The organism is Frankia sp. AiPs1, assembly GCF_023716945.1.
Classification (GTDB): Bacteria; Actinomycetota; Actinomycetes; order Frankiales; family Frankiaceae; genus Frankia.
The window spans coordinates 1-7,818 of sequence record NZ_JAMQQF010000271.1; the positions used below are offsets into that span (position 1 = coordinate 1).

The 7,818-nt window shown below is 73.0% G+C and carries 3 protein-coding genes; all 3 read right to left on the minus strand.

Features of this window, described 5'->3' with window-relative positions; genetic code table 11:
- The coding region (locus ND748_RS20290) for a type I polyketide synthase (protein ID WP_251747581.1) at nt 1–4,493 on the minus strand (4,493 nt) is incomplete at its 3' end.
- Between the two features lie 89 nt (nt 4,494–4,582).
- Nucleotides 4,583–6,487 carry an anthranilate synthase family protein gene (locus tag ND748_RS20295; RefSeq protein WP_251747582.1) on the minus strand — a complete coding sequence of 635 codons (1,905 nt, stop codon included), beginning with the start codon at nt 6,485–6,487 and terminating at the stop codon, nt 4,583–4,585.
- Nucleotides 6,487–7,161 (minus strand): isochorismatase family protein, encoded by a 675-nt coding sequence (locus ND748_RS20300; RefSeq protein ID WP_251747583.1) that lies wholly within the window; start codon nt 7,159–7,161, stop codon nt 6,487–6,489. The genes ND748_RS20295 and ND748_RS20300 overlap by 1 nt, the downstream gene beginning before the upstream one ends.
- Nucleotides 7,162–7,818 lie beyond the last annotated feature (657 nt).

A 7,818-nucleotide genomic window follows, 5' to 3' on the forward strand; every position in this document is an offset into this window, starting at 1 on the left:
GCCGCCGCCTCGGCGGTCCCGTCATGGCCGGTGAGCACCAGGTGACGCATGCCGTGTCCGGTGACGAGGTGGCGGGCCACCGCACGGCCGAGGCCGTCGGTCCCGCCGGTCACCAGCACGGTGCCCGCCGGGTCGAGAGTGGCCGCAACAGCCTCCTGCCGCGGCGTCGACCGGGCGAGCCGCGGCGCGAGCAGGTCGCCGTCACGCAGGGCGAGCTGCGGCTCCGCGCCGAGGGCAGCCCCGGTGAGCACCGGTCCCCAGTCGATGGTCGCGGCGGGGTCCGGGTCGGCGTCGAGCAGGACGAACCGGTCGGGATGCTCGATCTGGGCGGTACGGATCAGGCCCCAGGCCACGGCGGCGGCCAGGTCGGTGACGTCGGGTCCCGCGGAGCCCGGCCCGGTCCCGACGGCTCCTCGGGTGAGGACGATCAGCGGCACGCCATCCAGCCGGTCGTCGGTGAGCCACGCCTGGACGGTCAGCAGGAGACGCTCGGCGATCTCGCTCGCGGCCACTGCGGCAGCGGCCAGGTCCTGGCCGGCCGCGGCCGTGTCGGCCGTGTCGGCCGCGGCCGGGCCGGTGACGGTGACGACCGCGCAGCTGGGCCGCGGGCCGCTGGTGTCCCGGAGGCCCGCGGCGGCCAGCGCGTCGATGTCCGGGTAGGTGCGCGAGCGCGGCACGGCCATCGCCAGGCCCAGCGGGTCCGCTCCCAGGACGGCCACCGGCCGCACCGGCACCGCCTCGTCGCCGGCGACCGCGAACCACTCGAGCGTGAACACATCCTCCAGATCGTTTCCGGCCATGGAGAGCCGGTCCGGGTCCACCGCCGTCCAGCGCACCGCGTCGACCAGCGCCACCGGTGCTCCCGTCGGGTCGGCCGCTGCGAGGCGCACTGCGCCGTCGTCCCTCCGACGCAGCAGCACCCGCAGCGTTGCCGCCCCGACGGCCAACAGCGAGACGCCCTGCCACCGTGACGGCAGCGAGAAACCCGCCGGGGCCGTACCCTCGAACAGCCGCTGGGCGTGCAGAGCGGCTTCGAGCAGCGCGGGGTGCAGGCCGTACCGGCCGAGGTCGGGATGGGCGCTCGCGGGAAGTGTCAGCTCAGCCGCCAGGACGGCGGGGTCGGGCAGCCGCCAGAGGCAGGTCAGGCCCTGGAAGGTAGGACCGTACTGGTAGCCACTACCGGCGAGATCGGCGTAGAGGTCGGTGACGTCGAGCGGAACCGCGCCAGCTGGCGGCCAGGCACCCGCGAGCTCCGGCGTCGCCGTGCGAGTGGTGTCCACCTCCGGCGCGCTCGGCGCGAGGATGGCCTGGGCGTGGCGGGTCCAGGTCCTCCCGCTCGGGCTGGTGCTGTGCGGCCGGGCGTGCAGGGTGAGGGTCCGGCGGCCGTCGTCGGCGGCGGGATGAATGACCGCCTGGAGGTCGAGCGGGCTGTCCGGCCGCAACACCAGCGGCTCGTGGATCACCAGCTCATCCACCAGAGGGCAGTCGACCTGATCACCGGCGTGGATCGCGAGATCGACGAAAGCGGCCGCGGGCAACAGGGGCATCGCGGCCACGGCGTGGTCGGCGAGCCACGGGTGGGTGGCAGCGGACAGCCGGCCGGACAGCACCACCGGCCCGTCGCCGGCGATGTCCAGCCCGGCCGTCAGCAGGCCGTGGTTTAGCGTGGTGAGCCCGGTGTGGCCGAGGTCGCCGTCGGCGTGGCGGGTCCGGTCGAGCCAGTACCGCTGCCGGTCGAAGGCGTAGGTCGGCAGCGCCACCGGCTCGCCGGCGGCGGCCGCGACCGAGTCCGCGGTGGCAGGGTCGGCGGCGGCAGGAGCGAGGGCGGCCCAGTCCACCGGCAGGCCCAGGGTCCACAGCCGCGCCAGGGCGCGGGTGAGCGCCTGAGGTTCGGGCTGGTCCGCCCGGCTGAATGCAACCTGGATCCCGGCTGACGGCTCGGGCAGACAGTCGGCCACCATCGCGGTGAGGGTGCCCCGGGGCCCGATCTCGGCGAACGTCCGCACCCCGCTGCCGGCCAGGGTGGCGACGGCCTGCTGGAACCGGACGGTGTGCCGGGCGTGGCGCGTCCAGTAGCCCGGGTCGCCGAGCTCCGCCGGGCTGGCGTACGCGCCGGTCAACGTCGAGACGATCGGGATCTGCGGGGCCTCGTAGGTCAGTGCATGGGCGACGGCCTCGAACTCGGCGAGCATCGCCTCCATCCGGTGGGAGTGGAAGGCGTGGGAGACCCTCAGCCGTCGGCCCCGGCGGCCCTGGGCCGCGAAGGCGGCGGTGACCGCGTCGACCGGCGCCTCGTCACCGGAGATCACCACGGCGCGCGGGCCGTTCACCGCAGCAATCGCGACGCTCGTGGCCAGGCCATGCCGCGCGAGGTGCTCCTGCACCTCCTGCTCGCCCGCGGCCAGCGCCGCCATGGCCCCACCGTTCGGTAGCGCCTGCATCAGCCTGCCCCGCGCCGCGACCAGCCGGCAGGCGTCCGCCAGCGACCAGACCCCGGCCACATGCGCGGCCGCGAGCTCGCCGATCGAATGCCCGGCCAGCACGTCCGCCCGCACTCCCGCGGCCTGCACCGTGCGGAACAGCGCGACCTCGAAGGCGAACAGGGCGGCCTGTGTGTAGACGGTCTGGTCCAGCCGGCCGGAGCCGTCGGACAGCACGGCGCGCAGCGAGGTTCCCAGCAGCGCGTCGAACTGCGCGCAGACCTGGTCGAACGCCTCGGCGAAGACAGGCGAGGCGGCGGACAGCTCCCGGCCCATGCCGGCACGCTGCGCGCCCTGGCCGGCGAACAGCAGCGCCGTCCGGCCCTCCGTCGTGACGCCCGACACCACGCCGTCGACGGCACCGGCGGCGACGCGGTCGAGGCCGGCCAGCAGGGCCTCCCGGTCAGCACCGACTACCACGAGCCGGTGGCGCAGGGCCGGACGGTCCGCCAGCGCCCGGCCGATCGCGGCCGGCTCGGCCTCGGTCTCGCGGGCGAAGGCGACCAGGGCCGCGGCCTGCGTCGCCAGGCCGCCCGGGCTTCCGGCGCTGAGGACCCACGGGACCCCGGTTCCCGTCAGCACCGGGACGGTGCCGGCGGGCGTGTCCACCGTGCTGGCCGCGGGGGGCTCGAGCGGTGGCTCCTCGACAATGAGGTGGGCGTTGGTGCCGGAGACGCCGAAGGAGGAGATCCCCGCACGGCGGGGCCGGTCGGTGCGGGTCCACGGCGCGGAGGTGGTGAGCAGCTCTATGGCGCCGCTGGCCCAGTCCGCGTGCGGGGTCGGCGTCCCGGAGTGCAGGGTGGGCGGCAGCTGGTCGTGCTGGAGGGCGAGCAGCATCTTGATGACGCCGGCGACGCCGGCGGCAGCCTGCGCGTGGCCGAGGTTGGACTTGATGGAGCCCAGGCGTAGGGGTTGGTCCGGGTCCCGGTGCTGGCCGTAGGTGTTGAGCAGTGCCTGGGCCTCGATCGGGTCGCCGAGTCTGGTCCCGGTGCCGTGTGCCTCGACCGCGTCGACGTCGGTCGCGCGGAGGCCCGCGTTCGCGAGCGCGGCGCGGATCACCCGCTCCTGCGATGGGCCGTTGGGCGCGGTCAGTCCGCTGCTAGCGCCGTCCTGGTTGACGGCCGAGCCTCGCAGCACGCCCACGACGGGATGCCCGAGACGCTGCGCGTCCGACAGCCGCTCCAGCACCAGCAGTCCGACGCCCTCGGCCCAGGCTGTCCCGTCGGCGTCCGCCGAGAACGGCTTGCACCGCCCGTCCGGCGCGAGGCCCCGCTGGCGCGAGAACTCCAGGAAGGGCGTCGGGCTGGCCAGGATCGCGACGCCCCCGGCCAGCGCGAGAGTGCACTCCCCCTGCCGCAGTGCCTGTGCGGCCAGGTGCAACGCCACCAGCGACGACGAGCACGCCGTGTCCACCGACACGGCCGGGCCTTCGAGGCCCAACGTGTACGACACCCGGCCGGACAGCACGCTCGCCAGGTTGCCGGCCATCGTGAAGCCGGCGACCTGGTCCGGCACGTGGTCCATGTCCGGGACGTACGCCGAGGTCGACGCCCCGACATAGACACCGGTCCTGCTCCCCCGCAACCCCGCCGGGTCCAGACCGGCGCGCTCCAGCACCTCCCACGACAGCTCCAGCAACAGCCGCTGCTGCGGATCCATCGCCAGCGCCTCACGCGGCGAGATCCCGAAGAACTCCGCGTCGAACCCCGCGACATCGTCCAGGAAACCACCCCGCCGCACGTACGACCGGCCCGACGCCTCCGGATCCGGATCGAACAGGTCCTGCGGCCACCCCCGGTCGGACGGAAACTCGCCGGTGGCGTCAGTCCCCGCCGCCACCAGCTCCCACAACCCCTCCGGCGAGGTGACCCCACCCGGAAAACGGCAGGCCATCCCGACCACGGCGACCGGCTCGCTCAGGCTCGACTCGATCTCGTGCAGGCGCCGCCGAGTCCGGTGCAGGTCGGCGGTGACACGCCGAAGGTACTCAACGGTCTTCTGCTCGTCCGCCATGAAGATCAGTCCAGCCTTTCGCTGAAGAGCGGGATCGGGGCACGGGTCGCCGCCCGGCACGTCGAGAAAAACGGCGGAAAGAAGGGCGCCTAGGTCGCCAGTGCGCGTTTCGCGAGGCCACTCAGAATGCGCACGCCGTCCTGGGTGAGCACCGACTCGGCATGGAACTGGACCGAGCCGAAACGCGGGCCGCGCAGTGCGTGCACCTCACCGGTCCGCGTATCCCGGCCGATCTCGACGATACCGACGCCCGGGAGGTCGACCTTGTCCTCCCGGCTCACCGCGGCAAAGCTGTTGTAGAAGCCGACGCGTTCGGTCCGGCCGAACAGATCGACCTCCTTCTGGACGCCCTGGTTGAGCACGGCGCACGGGACCAGCGGAAGGCCGAGCTCCTGGCTGAGCACTTGATGGCTCAGGCAGACCGCGAGGAACGGGCGCTGCTCGGCAAGCAGGGCGCGGACGGACGCACGCAGCCGGGCGATCTTGGGGCTTCGGCCGTCGCGGGGATCCCCGGGCCCTGGACCCATGACGACTAGGTCGAAGCCGTCGAAGTGGTACGGCTCGTCGAAGCGGCGCACAGTGACCGACAGCCCGATAGACCGGAGCTGCTGGTTGATCATCTCGGTGAAGGCGTCCTCGGCGTCGATGATGAGCGTCCGGCGGCCACCGAGCGCCGGGTCGGGACGCTCGTGCTCGCGCTTGTCCGCCTGCCAGAAGGACGCGATGGTGCTGCCACGGGCGGCCAGGGCACGGGAGATCTCCGGATGGTCAGCGAACCGGTGGGCGGTGTCGGGCATGAGGGCGGACAGCAGCCCGGATGCCTTCGCCCAGGTCTCGGCGACCTCGGCGGCCGGATCCGAGTGGCGCACCAGCGTGGCGCCGGTGCCGATCCGGACCCGGCCGCCCGCGTCGATGTCGGCGGTACGGATGAGGATCGCCGAGTCGACGGACGGCCGGCCGCCGCGGTCGCGGCCGAGCAGCGCGGCCACGCCGCCGTAGTAGCCGCGGCCCTCCGGCTCGTACCGGCGGATCACCCGGCAGGCGCTTTCCAGCGGGCTGCCGGTGACGGTCGGCGCGAACATCGTCTCGCGCAGGATCTCGCGGACGTCCCGGTCGCTGTGGCCCGCGATGTAGTACTCGGTGTGCGCCAGGCGCGCCATCTCGCGCAGGTGCGGGCCCGAGACACGGCCACCGGTGGCGCAGACCCGGGCCATCATCTTGAGCTCCTCGTCGAGCACCATGTGCAGCTCGTCGGCCTCCTTGCGATCGGCGATGAACCGCTTGATCCCGTCGAGGGTGGGGCCGGACGGGGGGTAGCGATACGTGCCGCTGATCGGGTTCATCACCGCCGTGCCGTCGTCGAGGGTGATGTGACGCTCGGGGGTGGCGCCGACGAACGTCCGCGCGCCGGTGTGCACGACGAACGTCCAGTACGCACCCGACTCCCGCTGCAGGAGGCGGCGGAAGAGCACGAGCCCGGTGCCGGGCGCGTAGTCGGTGATGTCGGCGACGAAGGTGCGCCGGATGACGAAGTTCGAACCTTCGCCCTCACCGATCTCGGTGTGGATGATCCTGTCGACGATCTCCGCATAGGCGGCGTCGTCTGTCTCGAACCGGTCCCCCGTGACGCGGATCGGCGCGTCGGCGACGCGATCCAGGAACTCCTCGACGGAGACCGTGGCCTGTTCGGTCACCCGCATCGCGGTGAGCGACGCGCCGTCGTCGACGCAGGCGAAGCCGCGTTCGGCGATCTGCCGGAACGGGATGAGCACCAGTAGGTCCGCGACGGCCTGCCCCAAAGCCGCCGGTCCGGGGCGGATGGGCAGGTCGGCCAGCCGGGCGTAGGTGGAGACCTCGCCGACGAGCAGGTCGATCCCGGCGTGCTCGGACGCGTCCGGGCGGTAAAGCAGCGCGAAGGCCGGCTCCTCGCCCGCTAGCACGCGGTCGATCAGCGCGGCCGCGGTCCCCGGCCGCGCTCCGGCGGTCAGGCTCATCACCGCGCTCGCCCCGCGGTCGAGGCCGTCGCGGCGCGGCCGGTCAGCTGGGCGATCAGGTCGTCGGTCGTGCGCACCACGGCACAGCGGGCGGCCGCGTAGTCGAGGGCCTGCCGGTGGTGGTCGGCGGAGAAGTCCGCGACGGCGTCGGCGGCAAGGAACGGCTGGATGTCGTGGGAGTAGGCCTCGACGGCCGTCGCCAGGACGCCGACGTGCGCGTAGACACCGCACAGGACGAGCTGGTCACGGTCGCGGGCGCGGATGCGTTGCAGCAGGTCCGAGCGGACGAACGCGCTGTAGCGCCATTTGGTCAGGGTCCAGTCGCCGGCGGCGGGCGCCAGGCGCTCGTCGATCAGGCGGTCCTCGGGGCTCCCGGACATCCCGGGCCCCCAGAAGTCCAGCAGCAGGCCGCGTTCCTCGGTGGTCATCCCGCCCGGCTGGGTGCTGTAGGCGATCTGGACGTCGAGGTCCGCGCACACCCGGCGCAGGCGCGCCGCGTTGGCGACCAACACCTCCCGGCAGCCCCCGGCCGGCAGCGCCCGCAGGAAGTAACGCTGCATGTCGTGGATAAGCAGGACGGCACGGGCGGGGTCCACCGTCCAGTGGACCGTGTTGGGGGGCAGCTGGTCTCGGGTCGGCATGGGGTACGGGGTGACTGTGGGAATCCCTGGCATCGGCTTCCTCGGCTCGGTCAGACGGGCACTGCGGGGCTGGTCGGCTGGACGGTCCAGGGGACGGCCTGGACGGGGTTGAGCCGGGGTTACAGAAGCCCGCGCACTTCCGGGCAGCGGTCAGCCGCTGCATGTTTATTCGCTCCTTGTGCGCTGCGCGGGCGGTACCACGGCGAATCGAGAATAAGCCGGATTCAACCCATGGAAAACCGACGGGGAGTCGGGCCGGACGTGGAACCATGGTCGGCGGCGCCGGTCCAGCCGGAAACCCCTAACCTGCGCACAGCAGGGGGACCGGCAGGTGGCCAGCGGCAACCGGGGCCCCTAGGCGATCAACTCTTGGGCATTGTTGACCGCCCCCGCCACCTAAGGGGGTCAACTAGGGGGTGACGCGAACAAACGCGCGACCTAATGTCCTGAGGCAAGCGGGGCGCCATTCAAGAAGGGGTGCCCGCAGACTTCCGACCAGCCATCCGCCGCTTTCCGGCACCTCGTCCGGTCCGGTGAATGCGCCTGTCACGAAAAGGTGCCCACTGCCCATGGATTTTGAGCTATCACCCGGGCAGCGTGAACGCTGCCAGGGCATTATCGCGGAGGCCAGCGCGCGCTGGGGCCAGGAGCTCACGGGCACGGCCAGCCCCGAGCCGGCCGACGCGCCGG

Coding starts and splice junctions, on each gene's coding strand:
- ND748_RS20295 (WP_251747582.1), bottom strand. CDS start 6,487: ATGAGCCTGACCGCCGGAGCGCGGCCGGGGACCGCGGCCGCGCTGATC.
- ND748_RS20300 (WP_251747583.1), bottom strand. CDS start 7,161: ATGCCAGGGATTCCCACAGTCACCCCGTACCCCATGCCGACCCGAGAC.